At 74.5% G+C, this 14,956-nt stretch carries 11 protein-coding genes; 6 read left to right on the forward strand and 5 right to left on the reverse strand.

Going from position 1 to position 14,956, the window contains the following annotated elements; translation table 11 throughout:
* Positions 1-42 precede the first annotated feature (42 nt).
* The 3 genes from ACGH2B_RS00785 to ACGH2B_RS00795 form a co-directional block, all read right to left on the reverse strand.
* Complete coding sequence (locus ACGH2B_RS00785) at positions 43-540, reverse strand: nucleoside deaminase (RefSeq protein WP_399082374.1); 498 nt, start codon at positions 538-540, stop codon at positions 43-45.
* A gap of 32 nt (positions 541-572) precedes the next feature.
* Positions 573-1,043: a cyanase gene (cynS, locus tag ACGH2B_RS00790; RefSeq protein WP_399082377.1), complete on the reverse strand. Its 471-nt coding sequence runs from the start codon at positions 1,041-1,043 to the stop codon at positions 573-575.
* A 79-nt stretch (positions 1,044-1,122) separates the two neighbouring features.
* Positions 1,123-1,716, reverse strand: coding sequence for a carbonic anhydrase (locus tag ACGH2B_RS00795; protein WP_399082380.1), 594 nt, complete (start codon positions 1,714-1,716; stop codon positions 1,123-1,125).
* 257 nt (positions 1,717-1,973) lie between these two features.
* Here ACGH2B_RS00795 and ACGH2B_RS00800 point away from each other — a divergent pair, with 257 nt between their 5' ends.
* On the forward strand, positions 1,974-3,236 hold the full coding sequence (locus ACGH2B_RS00800; protein ID WP_399082383.1) for an amidohydrolase family protein: 1,263 nt from the start codon (positions 1,974-1,976) through the stop codon (positions 3,234-3,236).
* A 63-nt stretch (positions 3,237-3,299) separates the two neighbouring features.
* The gene (locus ACGH2B_RS00805; protein WP_399082386.1) at positions 3,300-3,950 is read left to right on the forward strand and encodes a GntR family transcriptional regulator; all 651 of its coding nucleotides are present in this window, start codon (positions 3,300-3,302) and stop codon (positions 3,948-3,950) included.
* A gap of 132 nt (positions 3,951-4,082) precedes the next feature.
* Here the strand turns inward: ACGH2B_RS00805 and ACGH2B_RS00810 are convergent, their stop codons facing one another.
* Together ACGH2B_RS00810 and ACGH2B_RS00815 are read right to left on the reverse strand one after the other, a co-directional pair.
* Positions 4,083-5,660 carry a VanZ family protein gene (locus ACGH2B_RS00810; protein ID WP_399082389.1) on the reverse strand — a complete coding sequence of 526 codons (1,578 nt, stop codon included), beginning with the start codon at positions 5,658-5,660 and terminating at the stop codon, positions 4,083-4,085.
* A 393-nt stretch (positions 5,661-6,053) separates the two neighbouring features.
* Positions 6,054-7,562: a glycoside hydrolase family 76 protein gene (locus ACGH2B_RS00815; RefSeq protein ID WP_399082392.1), complete on the reverse strand. Its 1,509-nt coding sequence runs from the start codon at positions 7,560-7,562 to the stop codon at positions 6,054-6,056.
* A 306-nt stretch (positions 7,563-7,868) separates the two neighbouring features.
* On the opposite strand from ACGH2B_RS00815, the gene ACGH2B_RS00820 reads away from it, so the two are divergent.
* From ACGH2B_RS00820 to ACGH2B_RS00835, 4 genes are all read left to right on the forward strand, one after another.
* Positions 7,869-9,623, forward strand: a complete 1,755-nt coding sequence (locus ACGH2B_RS00820; protein WP_399082395.1) for a SpoIIE family protein phosphatase — start codon at positions 7,869-7,871, stop codon at positions 9,621-9,623.
* A 124-nt stretch (positions 9,624-9,747) separates the two neighbouring features.
* Positions 9,748-10,617 (forward strand): serine/threonine protein kinase, encoded by an 870-nt coding sequence (locus tag ACGH2B_RS00825; RefSeq protein WP_399082398.1) that lies wholly within the window; start codon positions 9,748-9,750, stop codon positions 10,615-10,617.
* A 4-nt stretch (positions 10,618-10,621) separates the two neighbouring features.
* The gene (locus ACGH2B_RS00830) at positions 10,622-12,793 is read left to right on the forward strand and encodes a protein kinase (protein ID WP_399082401.1); all 2,172 of its coding nucleotides are present in this window, start codon (positions 10,622-10,624) and stop codon (positions 12,791-12,793) included.
* Between the two features lie 23 nt (positions 12,794-12,816).
* Positions 12,817-14,943, forward strand: a complete 2,127-nt coding sequence (locus ACGH2B_RS00835; protein WP_399082404.1) for a serine/threonine-protein kinase — start codon at positions 12,817-12,819, stop codon at positions 14,941-14,943.
* The last annotated feature ends 13 nt before the right edge of the window (positions 14,944-14,956 follow it).

Below are 14,956 nucleotides of genomic sequence, written 5' to 3' on the forward strand. Positions count from 1 at the left end.
GATGGCGGGGTGCGGCCCTCGGCGCGTTCACGACGGCGGAGGTCAGGCGGTGGGGGTGCCGGCCACGCGGCGCTCACCGCCGTTGCGCTCCTGCCACCGGCGGTAGACGTCGACGGCGTCCTCCCGCGGCTCGTACGTCATGGGCAGCCGGCGCTCGGTGTGGTCCTTGGCGAACTCTCCGTAGAAGGTGGCGAGTTCGAAGTACTTGCGGTCGTCGACGTAGTGCGGCTCGTAGGCGTCCCGGGTGGTGAGGAAGACGACCTCGTCCGGGGAGCAGTAGTAGAGCGAGCCCAGGCACATGGGGCACGGGTGTGCCAGCACGTAGATGGTGGTGCCGGTCAGGTGCTCGGTGCCGAGCTTTGTGCACGCCTCGCGGATGGCGAGGATCTCCGCGTGCGCGGTCGGGTCCGAGGTCTGGGCGACCAGGTTGGGGCTCTCCGCCAGGACCTCGCCGTCCTTGACGATGACGGTGGCGAAGGGGCGGCCGCCCTCCTCGACGTTGCGCCGGGCGAGGTCGATGGTGCGCTGTGCGAAATCCACGGTTCCTCCGGTGAAGTGGCCGGTACGGGCGGTCAGAAAGGCTTGGTCGGCAGGTACTTGCCGTCCAGGGTCACGACGGCGCGCTCGCCGCCCTCGGGGTCGGCGACCTTCTTCACGTCGAGCTTGAAGTTGATCGCGGAGATGATGCCGTCACCGAACTGCTCGTGGATCAGGGCCTTGAGGGTGGTGCCGTAGACCTGGAGCATCTCGTAGAAGCGGTAGATCGTCGGGTCGGTGGGGATGCCGCCGGGGATCGAACCGCGGGTCGGGATGGTCTGGAGCAGCAACGCCGCGTCCTCGTCCAGGTCCAGCAGTGCGGCGACCGCCCGGGCGGACTCCTCCGGCAGGGCGTGCTGCCCCAGGACGGCGGCGGTGACGAAGGCGACGGACAGCCCTGCGGCGTCCGCGATCTCCTGCCAGGTCAGGTCCTTACGGGTCTTGGACTCGACGGCGACGAGCGCCAGGGCCTGACGGGCGGCGGGGTCGAACTGGGCGTGCGGCATGATGCGTTCCTTCCGGGAGGGCCGGGCGCGGGTGCGTCCGGTGCGGTACAGCTATCAGCGGGCCGGCGGTACGGGCCGGTCAGACACCGGCGCGGTCGGGGGTTTCGAGCCGGCCGACCGAGCCGGAGCCGATGTCGAAGACCCAGCCGTGCAGCGTGAGGCGCTGCTCGGCGAGGGCCCGCGCCACCGCGGGGTGGGTGGTCAGGTTCCGCAGTTGGGCGGAGACGTTCGCCCGCACCAGGGCCGTCACCTCACCGGTCCCTTCCCCGGCCGCGGCGCGGGCGAGTGAGGCGTCGGCGTGGCGCAGCCAGGAGGCGAGCCGGGGTGTGCCGCTGAGGTCGCGGCCCTCAGCCAGCGCCGTCATCGCGCCGCAGCCGGAGTGGCCACAGACGATGATGTCGCGGACCCCGAGGACGGCCACCGCGAACTCGATGCTGGCGGCGGTACCGTCGGGTGCCGGACTGTGGGCGGGAACGAGGTTGCCCGCCGTACGGATGACGAACAGCTCCCCGGGCTCGCTCCGGGTGATCAGCTCGGGCACCACCCGGGCATCGGAGCAGCCGATGAACAGTGTGGTGGGCCGGTGCTCGGTGGCCAGCCGGGCGAAGAGTCGGGCCTTCGCCGGGAAGACGTCCCGGCGGAAGTTGGCGACACCGTCCATGAGGTCGGGCACGGTCACTCCCTTCAGTGGCTGCGGCCCCTGGCGGGCCGACGAGATCCACCCTGCACGACCTGGACCTATAGCGTCCAAGACGCAGTAATGATGCTTGGCATCGGCTTCATCTATAGCTCCCCGTTCCGGGCGCTCCGCCCGAACCGTCAAGCGGTTTGGTATACCGTTTGGCTCCGCCCCGCCCGTCACCCGCCGACGCCCCCGCCGCGGCCGCCGGTGGTGCGCGGCGGACGAGCCGCGAACCGCTGGAGGTACCCGTGTCGCACCCCGTCGGCGCCCCGCCGATCCCGTCCGCCCCCGCCGCGCTGCGGAACGTGACCCTGCCCGACGGCCGCCGTGCCGATATCGCCCTGCACGAGGGGCGGATCGCGGCCGTCACCGACCACCGGGCGGACGGCGGCGCGGTCCGGGGCGGCACCTCCGTGGACCTCGGCGGCGCACTGCTGCTCCCGGCGTTCGTCGACGGCCACGCCCACCTGGACAAGACCCTTCTCGGCGCTCCCTGGCAGCCGCACCGGACCACCGCCACGCTCCGCGAACAGATCGCCGACGAGCGGGAGTTGCGCGCCTCGATCGAGGTGCCGGTCGCCGCCCGCGCCACCGCCCTCGCCGAGCGGATGATCTCCCTCGGCACCGGCCACGTCCGCTCCCATGTCGATGTGGACCCGGACATCGGGCTGGCCGCGCTGCACGCGGTGCTCGGCGTCCGCGAGGAGTTCCAGGACCGGCTCGGCATCCAGTTGGTCGCCTTCCCGCAGAGCGGCGTGGTCAGCTCACCGGGCGTCGCGGACCTGCTCGACGCCGCGCTCGCCGAGGGCGCCGATCTGATCGGCGGGCTCGACCCCGCCGGATTCGACGGTGACGTGGACGGCCAGCTCGACATCGTCTTCCGCCTCGCCGAACGGCACGGCGCGGGCATCGACATCCATCTCCACGACGGCGGCGAGAGCGGCACCGCGCAGTTGCGGGCCGTCGCCGAACGCACCGCCGCCCTCGGGCTCGGCGGCACCGTCACCGTCAGCCACGCCTACGCCCTCGGCCAGGTGGAGGGGTCCGAACTCGCCGTCACCGCCGACGCGTTGGCCGCCGCCGGAGTCTCGATCATGACGAACGGGCCGCGTGACACCATGCCCCCGGTGCTGCGGCTGCGCGAGCACGGCGTACGGGTCTTCGCCGGGTCCGACAACATCCGTGACTCCTGGTGGCCCTACGGCACCGCCGACATGCTCGAACGCGCCACCATCATCGGCCTCCAGGGCGGCCTGATGACCGACGAGGAGCTGCACGCGGCCGCCTCCCTGATCACCGGTGAGGCCGCCGCCGCCCTCGGTCTGACCGGCTACGGACTCGCCCCCGGCGACCGCGCGGACCTCGTGGTGATCGCCGCCGGCGGTGTCCCCGAAGCCGTCGCCGCCCACCCCGAGCGGCTGCTCGTCCTGCACGGCGGCCGTGTCGTCGGCCCGGCGCCCCGCACCGCCTACCCTCGGCTCACCCTCGCGCCCCCGGAGGTTGGCCGCTGACACCCGCCGCGCCCCGGGTGCGCGACGCCGGGCGGGGCGCACGCCGATGAGAGAATTGACCGCATGACAGCGTCTGAGAAATTCGAGCCCGAATCGGAGCGGGTCACCCGGCAGTTGCGTGACGAGATCATCGACGGCGTGCGCGCGCCGGGCAGCAAGCTGGTCGAGCGGGAACTCGCCGCGGAGCTGGGCGTGAGCCGGCTGCCGATCCGGGACGCCCTGAAGGCGCTGGTGACCGAGGGGCTGGTGACACCGCGCCCCCGGACGTGGGCCGTGGTGCGGGAGTTCACACCGTCGGACCTCGCCGATCTGGAGGAGGTGCGCTCGGCCCTGGAGACGCTGGCGTTCCGCCTCGCCGCCCAGCGCCGCACCCGCGCCGGACTGGCCCGCCTCCGCGCCGACCTCGACGCCGAACTGACGGCGGCCCGCGCGGGCGACGCCGTACGGGCCCGGCGGGCGGCGGCCGACTTCCACGAGACGGTGATCTCGCTCGCCGACAACGAACTCCTCAACGAGCTGGAACGCACCCTGCGCAGCCGGATGCGGTGGCTGCTGGGACAACACGACGACCTGGTGGCCATCGCCGAGGAACACGAGGCGCTCTACGACGCCATCCTGGCCCGTGACGCGGACCGCGTCACGGAATTGACGGCGCGTCACCTGGCCACCAGCCACCGCGCGGCCGCGGCCCGGCGCCCCCGCGCGGACGGCTGACCGACCGTTCCAGGCGCGGCCGTTCCAGGCACGGCCCTTCCAGGCACCGCCGTTCCAGGCACCGCCGTTCCAGGCACCGCCGTTCCAGGCGCGCGGCGGCGGACGGGCGGTCCGCCGCCGCGCGCCGGGCGGTCATGACCCGGTGGGGGACTTCGCCTCACCGCCCGGAGCGTCCGCGGCGTCGGGGCCGGGGGCCGGTGACGGCAGGGCCGCGGGCCGAGCGGGCTTTCCGGCCTCGGGCTCGGGTTCGGATGGCTTCTCGGACGTGGCCTCGGGCTCCGCGGGCTTCCGCTCGGCGGGCTCGGCGGGCTTCACGGACTCCGCCTGCTTTTCCCTCTCGGGCCCGGCGGGCCCCGCGGACCTCCCGGCCGTGGGTTCGGACGGCTTCGCGGACGCGGGTTCCGAGGGCTTCCCGGACACCGTCTCCGCGGCCTCGGCCCCGGCTCTCCCGGCGACCGCTCCGGCCCCCTCCGCCTCCGTACCGGCGGGCTGCGCCTCGGAAACCCGGGCTCCCGCACCGTGGCCCCCGGACTCCCCCGCCGCACCGGTCGCCTTTTGCTTGCGGGCGCGTCCGTGCGGGAGCGGTGTGTTGATGACACCGGACCAGATCTCGTGGCGGCCGAGGCCCTCGGGGTGGCGGCGGGCGCCCCGGACGGACCAGATCACCAGTCCGACGCTGAAGAGCGAGGAAATGCCCAGGACCGCCGCCACGGCCAGAACGCCCAGCTCGTTGCCGAGCACGCCCGCACCGGCCAGCCACAGCCCGAACACGATCACGGACAGGACCGGGAAGACCGGCGGCAGGGCGAGGAGCCCCGCCCGCAGGGCCAGCGCGCCCAGACCCGGCCGTCCTCCGTCGCGGGTCGTCAGCCGCAGCAGCAGGACGCGCTTGCCCGGCGTGGCGCCGATCAGCCACGGCACCACCACGAACCACAGCACGATCAGCGCCAGCGGCATCAGCAGCGCCTCCTCGTCCATACCGAGGTAGAACACCGCGAAGGTCACCGGCAGGCCCAGCGCCACAAGACCGGACAGGTCCAGCAGCATCGCCACGAGCCGGCGGCCGAACGGGACCTTGCCGTCGGCGGCCAGCGCCCGGTCGTCCAGGGTGTCCAGCTCCGGCAGGAAACGCGCCAGCGGCGCGACGACGAACCAGCCCAGCGACGCACCGGCCGCGTTGGCGAGCAGATCGTCCACCGCGAAGAGCCGGTAGGGGCAGGGGTAGATCCCCCACAACCCGGTGAACTGGGTCAGCTCGAAGAAGAGGGACGCGCCGAACCCGGCGAGGGTCGCGGCGAGCAGTCCGCGCCGGAAGTGCAGCCGGACGAAGATGCCCAGCGGCAGCAGCAGGAGAAGGTTGAAGACCGTCTGCCAGAACGCCGAGTTGTGCAGGATCAGCGCGTCGAAGGAGACCTGGTGGTGGGACTCCTTCCACATGTCGGCGACGAACATCCCCGGCGTCCACTGCGGCTGCCGGAAGGTCGGGAACGCCTGGCAGACGTCCACGGCGCCGCTCGGCAGCGGCACCACCACGAGGCAGAGCGCCGAGACGGCGAAGTAGACGAACGCGAAGATGGAGAGGGTGCGCCAGCGGGTCATGATGCCGTGGCGGCGGTAGAGGACGATCGCCACCGGCACCGACAGGAACAGGGCCAGAGCGGGGAAGAGCATCGCCGCCGTGTTCAGCGGGAGGAGGTAGGCGCCGGTCATCGTGCGTTCTCCCGCGCCGCCGCGGTGGCACACGCCCCGTCCGCCGGCCGTCCGCCGGGCGGTGAGGGTTCGATGCGGCGGTCCGCCTCCGCGTACCGCACCGCCGGCCGGACTGTTCCTGTGGGGAGGAAGGTCCCGAGGTTCATTGATGTCCTGTCATCTTCACGGCAAGGATCGCGGGAGCCCGCCCCGGCATACGGGTCACACCGGTACCTCACGGCCGGGCAGAGCCGGGCCCCCGCACGATCCTTTCAGACGGACAGCCCCACCGGGAAACTCCTGCGCACCCCCTGCGACCTGCCTGTTTCCTCCCCCGGTGGCGAATCGGGAGGTACCGCGCCACTCCCCCCACGCCGGACGGGGGAAGGTGGGCGGCCGGGCCCCGGGGGCCTTCTACGGTGCCGCGTTCAGCAGGTCCACCGCGGAGTGCTGGCAGCCGTAGCCGGTGCCGTCGCCGCGGTCGCCGTTCCAGTGCGGCCCGTACTGGTCGAGCGCGTTGCGGTCCTTGGCGTAGGCGGTGTCCGCCTGCTTCTTGAGGTAGCCGTCGTACGGGTGGCCGTCCAGCTCCCGGTTGAGGGCGCCGAGACCGCGGACGTACGCGCCCTTGAAGCTGGGGCCGTCGCCGGTGCAGCCGTTGGACTCGCCCGGCTCGCGCAGGATCCCGCCGGGGTTGAGGTCGCCCGATCCCGTGGAGGCGTCGGCCAGTTCGCGGGCGCTGCGCAGCAGTTGGCCGTCGCCGGTGGCCTGGTGCAGCTCGGCGAGACCGCCGAGGATCACGCCCTGGTTGTAGGTCCAGGTCGGCTGGCCGTTGTTCTGGCAGGAGTCGTTGAGACCGTCGTTGACCAGGTGTTTTCCGTTGATCATGCCGCTGCCGCGCAGCCAGTTCCAGCCGCTGGTCGCCCGGTCGAGGTAGCGGGTGTCGCCGTCGGTCCGGTTGTGGAGCGCGGCGTTGAGGGCGATGTACAGCTCGTTGGTGACGGCGTTCTTGTACGCCGTGTCGGTCTTCCACTGGACGCCGCCGCCGCACTTGTCCGTCCAGTACCCGGCCATGTGGTCGGCGTCGGCGCGCGCGGTGTCCAGGTAGCGGGTGTCGCCGGTCAGGTCGTACGCCCTGACCCAGGCGAGGCCCCACCAGCCGGTGTCGTCGAGGTACTCGTTGCGGAACTGCCCCAGGCGTCCGCCGTCGGTGCGGTCCTTGTTCTTGTCGTACGTCTCGTCGACGGCGTAGGCGTAGCTCTTGACGCCGGTGCGGCGGATGGTGTCGATGAGGGCGGTCAGGGCGTTGGCCCCGGTCCACCAGCCGTCGCCGCCGAAGAGGCCGGTCCCGCGGTCGTAGGACATCATCAGCGCGGTGGCGGCGGCCTGGCGGCGGTCGGCGCTGTTCCAGTCGGAGCGGGCCCAGCCGGTGCAGGCGATGGCGTCGTCGCCGGTGACCTGCGCGCAGGCGCGGAGCGCGCCGATCCGGCCGGTGTTCCAGTCGTCGACGTTGTACATCTGGGTGCGCCAGCCGCCGACGCCGCCGGGCGCCGTGGTGTCGCCGAGGCGGCTGCCGCCGTCCCAGGTACGGCCGCCGTCGAAGGAGCGTTCCACCCAGACCTTGTCCCCTTCGACAACGTTGTCCAGCGTGCCGAAGGCCATGGCGCTGCCGTCGTCGACGTGCAGGGCGACCGTCCGGCCGTGGAGCGTCGTGGTGACCGGCGCGCGGTCCTTGAGGGCGTTCGCGGGGTCGCGGGCGTCGCAGAACTTGTTGCAGATCCCGCCGTCCGCCGCGGCGGCGGGCGCGGGCGCCGCGACGGCGGCGATCAGCCCCGCGGCGGCGAGCGCGGCGGCCGCCCGCCGCACGGTCGCGCGCCGCGGGGACGCCGGTGCCACGCCGGGTCGTCTGTCCGGGGTCGGTGTCATACGGACTCCTCGTCGTCGGGTCGCGGAGGGGGCGCCGGGCGGCGGCCCCGCCGGATGCGTCCACAACTCAAGACCCGGGGGCGCACGGCGTCAAGTTCCTTGGAAAGCGGGCGGGTTGGCGACCCGAACGGGCGGCGCGGCGGGTGGTACGGGCCCGTCCGCCGAGGGACGGGCCACGGGCGGGCCACGGCGGGCGGGCCCCGCGCCGGACCGGCCGCGTCCGGCCCGGACGGACGCGGCCCGGCGCGCCCGCCCGCCACTCGCCCGGCGCCACCCGAGATGCGGGGCGCGGCGGCGGGCCGGACGATGGAGGACCGGGCGGCGGGCGGTCCCTGCCCGTTTCTGGAGGTCACCGTGGAGGCCGATGCGCAGGCCGGCGGGGTGCCGTTCCCCGGCACCGTCCTCGCCGCCCTCTTCGACGGGGCGCCGGTCGGTGTCACCGTCCACGACACCGCACTGCGCTACCGGTACATCAACCCCGCCCAGGCCCGTATCAACGGTCTCACGGCCGCCGGACACCTCGGGCGGAGCATCGCGGAGGTGCTGCCGGAGGACGACGAGCGGCTGGAGGTGCTGCGGACCGTTCTCGGCGACGGGGAGCCGCGTGAGATCACCTTCAGCGGGACGACCCGGCACCGGGAAGGCACCCGGCGGCGGTTCTGGCGGGGCAGTTACCACCGGATCGAGGCGGACGGCGTCCCCGTCGGGGTGCTGGGTCTGGTGATGGAGATCAGCTCCTCGCGCCACCAGCGGGAGGAGCTGGAGCGCGCCCGGAGCTATCTGACGATGCTGGACACCGCCGCCACCGGTATCGGCACCACCCTCGACGTCGACACCACCTGCCGGGAGCTGGCCGAGTTCGTGGTGCCGGCGCTGGCCGACATCGCGACCGTCGATGTGCTGCCGCCGGACATCGGGCACGCGGTGCGGCCCGCACCGCCCGGGGTACTGCGGCTGCGCCGGGCGGCCCTCGCGATGACCGCCCGTACCCGCGAGACCGCGCGGGGACGGTTCCAGGGGCCCGGCGAGTACGTCGACTACCAGGGCGACTCGGTCGTCCAGCGTTCCCTGGCGATCAACCAGCCGGTGCTGACGCGCCCCACCGACGCGCAGCTCAGCTCCACCGGACCGGCGCCCGAACGGGCCGCCGCCTACCGGGCGTTGGGCCTGCACTCGATGCTCGTCGTCCCGCTGACCGTCCGCGGTACCCCGCAGGGCATCCTCGGGCTGGGCCGGGTGGGCTCCTCCCCCGCCTTCACCGAGGAGGAGGACCTGGTCGTCGCGCGGGAGCTGGCCGGGCGCACCGCCGTCGATCTGGAGCACGCCCGCCGGTACGCCCACGAACGGGGTATCGCGCTGGAGTTGCAGCGCTCGCTGCTGTCCGAGCCGCGCGGGCAGCATCCGCACATCGAGATCGCCACCCGCTATCTGCCCGCCGAACGCGATGTGCTGGTGGGCGGCGACTGGTTCGACGTCGTTCCGCTGAGCGACGGGCGGCATCTGAAGGTGATGGGCGATGTGATGGGGCACGGCGTCGAGGCGGCCGTCGCGATGAGCCACTACCGCTCGCTGCTGCGGCTGATCGCCGAGGACGACCTGCCGCCGCACCGCGTCCTGGAACGGCTCGACGCCATGGTCGAACGCTCCGGTCTCGACCGCGCGGCGACCTGCCTGCTCGCCGTCGTCGACCGGCTGGCGGGGGTGTGCGAGGTGGCCAGCGCGGGCCATCTGCCGCCGGTCTTCATCGAGCGGGGTCCCGGCGGCGCCCGGGTGGCCGACATCCCCGTCGGGCCGCCGCTGGGCACCGGCTACGGCGCGTACAGCACACAGGAGTTGCCGTGCGGTCCGGGAACGGTGCTGTTCATGTACACGGACGGGCTGGTGGAGCGGCGCGACGAGGCCATCGACGTCTCCGTGGCCCGGCTGGCCGATTTGCGGATGCCGCCGAGCGGGCGGCTGGAGGAACTGCTCGACGACGTCCTGAACCGCTTCGGCGCGGACGCGGAGGACGACATCGCCGTGCTCGCGTCCCGCATCCGCACCCGCCCGCTGCCGGGCTGACCGGCCGGTACTGCCCCGTGCGGCCCGCGGCCCGCCGCTCCGGGCCCGGCGGCTCACCCCGGCCGCCGGGCCCCGTCACCGCCGGGTAGGCTCGCGTGCCGGTGCTTGACGACGGGGAGACGGTATGGAAGGGCTGCGGCAGGACGATCCGCCGCGAATCGGGGAATTCGTGACGCTGGCGCGGCTGGATCCGGCCGCGCGGCAGGACGTTCCCGAACGCCGGTATCTGGCGCGCAGCGCCGACGGGGCACGGACGGTACTGATCGGCCTCCCCCTCCCGGACGCCGATCCGGGACGCTGGGCGGCCGAGGCGCAGTGGGCCGGGAAGCTGGCGCAGCCCGGACTGTGGCCGGTGGCGCGGACCGGCGGGAGCGCCGCGTTCCCCTGGTACGCCTCGCCCTACCGGCCGGTGCTGCCGCTGCCGGAGGCCCTCGACGCCTGCGGCGGTCCGCTGCCGGAGGAGGCGGTGCGCTCGCTCGGCGCGGCGCTCGCCGAAACGCTGGCGTCGGCGCACGTCCTGGGGGTGGTGCACGGCGGGCTGAGCCCCGCGTCGGTGCTGCTCACCGCGTACGGTCCGCTGCTCTCGTGCTTCGGCGCGGTGCGCGCGGCGGCGCCGGAGGGCGCGCCGCGGGCCGGGCTGCCCGGTATCGACGCGGGCACCCTCGCGCCCGAACTCGCCGCGGGCGGACCGCTCCAGGCGCCTGCCGATGTGTACGCGCTGGGCGCCGTCCTGGCGTACGCGGCGACCGGACACACCGTGCCGGAGCGGGCGGAGCTGCCCGCCGGGCTGCGGGCGCCGGTCACCGCCTGTCTGTCGCGGGATCCCGCCGCGCGGCCCGGACCGGCGCAGGTGCTGGCGCAGTTGGCGCCCGGCGCGGCCTGGGGCACGCAGGGTGCGGGCGCCGAGCCGGCGCCGTTGCCGGGCCGGGTGGTCGCCGCTCTGTCCCTCCAGGCGGCCGCGGTGCTCGCCGCCGAACTCCCCGAGGTGCGCTGACGCGATGCTGACCGCTCTTCTCCACGACGATCCGCGGACCGTCGGCCCGTATCTGCTGCTGGCCCGGCTGGGCGGCGGCGGGATGGGCACCGTCTATCTGGCGCGTACCGCGGGCGGCCGTACCGTCGCGCTCAAGGCGCTGCACCAGCGGCTGGCCGGGGACCCGGCGCTGCGTACCCGCTTCCGGCTGGAGGCGGACGCGGCGCGGGTGATCGGCGGCCGGCACGGCGCGCAGGTCCACGACGCCGATCCGGACGCGCCGCGGCCGTGGCTGGCGACGGAGTACGTGCTCGGGCCGCCGCTGGACGACGCGGTCGAGGCCGCCGGTCCGCTGCCGGAGCAGGCGGTGCGGGCGCTGGGCGCGGCGCTGGCCGAGGGGCTCGGGCAGTTGCACCGCTCGGAGGTGGTGCACCGTGATCTCAAACCGTCGAACATCCTGGTCTCGGCGGCCGGGCCGAAGATCATCGACTTCGGGGTGGCGCGCGCGGTCGGCGAGGCGCCGCTGACGCAGGCCGGTGCCGCGATGGGGACGCCGGCGTTCATGTCGCCGGAGCAGGCGGGCGGCGGGGAACACACGGCGGCGGGCGATGTGTTCGCGCTCGGCGGGCTGCTGGTGTTCGCCGCGTCCGGCCACGGCCCGTTCGGCTCCGGGCAGCCCACGGATCTGCTCTACCGCGTCCGCTACACCGAGGCGGACCTCGGCGGGGTGCCGCCGGAGCTGGTGCCGGTGCTGAGCCGCTGTCTGGCGAAGGACCCGGCGCGGCGGCCGACGACCGGGGAACTGGCCGCCGCGCTGGTGCCGGGCGAGGCGCCGCGGGTGTTCGCGGAGGTGCTGCCGGACGGTGTGCTGCGGCTGATCGCGCGGCGCGCCGACGACGTGTGGCGGCAGCCGCCGCCCCGGCAGGCCCCGCCGCCGCCCGACGCGCCGCCGGGTCCGGTGACGCTGCCGGGCGCTCCGGCCGGGCCGTCGCGGCGCCGGATGCTGACGATGGCCGCCGGCGGGGTCGTCGCGGGCGCCGGGGTCGCGGGCGGGCTGTGGGCGTGGCTGGGCCGGGGCGGTGGCGACGGCGGCGGCGACGATGCCGCTCCGGCGCCGAAGCCGGCGAAGCCGCCGACGCGGCTGTGGACGTTCGCCGGGCGCACCCCGGACCGGGACGGCGCGGTGGTGCTGACCAAGCACGGGCTGGCGATGCCCGCGGGCATCGTGGTGTCCGGCGTCAACCCGGAGAGCGGCGAGGACACCTGGCAGGCGAACGTCTCCGACGCCTGGCGGTGGGCGAGCGACGGCACCGACATCTACGCGCTGCGCGACCGCAGGCAGGGCAGGAAGCTCGCGGTGTGCCTGCTCGACCCGTCCGACGGCCAGCCCGGCAAGCCGCTGGTGGAGTTGGCGGATTTCCGCGGCGCCGAGAACCGCAACCAACTGCTGTGTGTGGTGGAGCGGACCGCCTATCTGGTGGCCCGGACCGTCTCCCCCGACCGCTGGTACGTCCTCGCCCTCGATCTGCGCAGCGGCAAGGTGCGGTGGCGTACGCAGGTGGACGCGGCGAACGACGGTTATCTGCCGCCGATGCTGCGCGGGACGGTCGTCGGTGACCGGCTGGTGGTGTCCCGCTCCGACGCGGGCATCCACTTCGTCCGGCTGACGCCGTACTCCCTCAAGGACGGCAAGGCGCTGTGGACGCTCTCCGCCCCGTACTCGGGTGAACCGCCGTCCGAGCTGGTGGTGGACGACCGGTTCGTCTACCTCACCGACGAGGCGGTCAGCGCCCGGAAGCTGACCGACGGCGACGGCGGGTGGCTCTTCGGCAACGACCGCAACGCCGGCGGCAACACGGGCGAGAAGCGCGTCTACGGCGCGCCGGTCCTCCACGACGGGGTGCTGTACTGCACCGAGGGCGACCGCGGACTGGTCGCGATCGACGCGGTGACCGGCAGCCTGAACTGGGCGGAGAAGGACCTCAAGGGCCGCCGTCTCAACCGTGTGGTGCCGCCCGCCGTCGGCCGGAAGTACGTCTACAGCCTCGACGACAAGGGGCTGCGCGCGGTGGAGATCCGCAGCCGTACCGCGGTGTGGACGTTCCCCACCGACGCGACGGTGCTGACCGCCGATCATGAACGCGGAAAGCTCTATCTCCGCGAGGAGCGCGCGACGTTCGCGCTGCCGCTGGCCTGAGCATCCACCAGGGGGACGGAAAGTTGAGAACACTCGGTGCCGGAGATCCGCTCCGCCTCGGCCCGTACCGCATCGTCGGGGTGCTCGGCGAGGGCGGTATGGGCAAGGTGTACCTCGGGCGGGACGCCGCGGGGCGCCCCGCGGCCGTCAAGGTGCTGCTGCCGGAGCTGGCGCACGACCGGCATCTGGTCGACCGGTTCGTCCGGGAGGCGCAGACCGCGCGGGCGGTGACCGGCGAGGGCGTCGCCCGGGTACTGGGCGCGGAGCTGGAGTCGGGGCGGCCGTGGATCGCCTCGGAGTTCCTGGCCGGGCCGACGCTGGACGACGCGGTGGCGCGGCACGGGCCGCTCGACGAGGCGCTGCTGCGGGAGACGGCGCGGGCGCTGGCGCTCACGCTCGCCGACATCCACGCCACCGGTCTCGTCCACCGTGACCTCAAACCGTCGAACGTCGTCCTGACCTCGCGCGGCCCGCGCGTCATCGACTTCGGCATCGCCCGCCCCGAGCACGGGCTGACGCTGACCCGGACCGGTCAGATCCCGGTCACGCCGGGGTACGGCGCGCCGGAGCAGGTGCTGGGGCAGCGCGTCGGTCCGGCGGCCGACGTCTTCTCGCTCGGCGCGGTGCTGGCCTTCGCCGCGAGCGGCCGCCCGGCGTACACGGGCGCCGAGGTCACCGCGATCCTCTACGAGGTGGTGCACGGCTCCCCGGACCTGACGCTGGTGCCGGAGCCGCTGCGGTACCTCGTCGAGCCGTGTTTCGCGAAGGATCCGGCGGCGCGGCCGCTGCCCGCCCAGGTCGCCGAGGCGGCGCGGGCGCCGCAGCGGGGCGTCCGGCTGTGGAGGTCGGGACCGTACGCCCAGGACATCCGCGAGCGGGAGACGGCGGCGCGGAAGATGACCGGGCAGACCCCGCCGACGGTGGTGCCGGACGGGACCGGCGCGGCGGACGGCTCGGCGGCGACGGTGGTGCCCGCCGCGAAGCCGTCGCGGCGGCGGCTGCTGGGGCTGCTGGCGGGCGGCGGCGCCCTGGTGGCGGCGGGTGCGGGCGGCGCGGTGTGGTGGCTGTCGGAGGAGGGCCCTTCGGCCCTGGCCGACCCGTTCGACATCCCGTCGGCCGCCTCGGTTCGCCCCGCGGAGCTGGGCAGCGGCTCCGGAACACCGGAGGCGCTGTGGGGCCCGGAGGAGGGCGTGGCCGACGCGGGCTCGCCGGCGCCGCTGCCGGTGCGGGACGTGGTGGTCTTCGCGGCGGCGGGCGGCGGGATCGCGGCGCGGCGGGTCGCGGACGGCAAGGAACGGTGGCGGGCCGGGGAGGCGCGGGCCGACGCGGGCTATCTCTCGATCGCCGACCGGCTGGTGGCCACCGCCGACGGCGACGGCGTGCTGCGCACCTACGTCGCCGCGACGGGCGAGCCCCGGTGGACCGCCGACGCCGCGGTGAACACCCTGCTGGCCGCCGACGCCGCCCATGTGTACGTCCTGACGTCCGAGGGCGAGGTGCGGTGCGTGGCGACGGCCGACGCGTCGGTGCGGTGGACGCGGCGTCCGCCGCTGCCGCTGACCGGCGGGCGCCCGGCGGCGGCGCTCGGCGCCGGGGTGCTGGTGCTCTGTTCGTCCGCCGGCGATGTGGTCGCGGTACGCGCCGCCGACGGCAGCCGGGCGTGGATACGTAAGGGGCAGGCCGCGGGCGCGCTGCGGCCGGTGATCGACAACGGCACGGTGTACCTGGGCGGGCACACCCTGGCGGCGGTCGGCGCGAGCGACGGCGCGGTGCGGTGGAACAAGCCCGCCATGCAGCCGATCCGGCGCGGGGCGTACGGCTTCGGACCGCCGGCGGTGGCCGCCGGGGTGGTGTACGCCGTCGACGGCGACGCGCTGCGGTCGCTGCGCCCCGACGGCTCCGACGCGAACGTCACCACGATGCTGGCCGGGGTGACACCGCCGTGGCAGCCGCCGGTCGTGCAGGCGGGCAGCGTGTGGGTGGTGGAGAGCCGCGACACCGGGGTGAGCGGCTGGCCGCGCAACAGCGACGGTCTCGCCCAAGGGCAGGTCTACCCCCTCAAGGAAGGCACCGGCCGGACCGCGGCGGGCGACGCGAACCGGCTGTTCGTCCTGAACTCCGGGGCGCTGGTGGCTCTCCGGGTGTTCTGAGGCGGGGCCGGCG

It is taken from the genome of Streptomyces sp. BBFR2 (assembly GCF_044497305.1).
Taxonomy (GTDB): Bacteria; Actinomycetota; Actinomycetes; order Streptomycetales; family Streptomycetaceae; genus Streptomyces.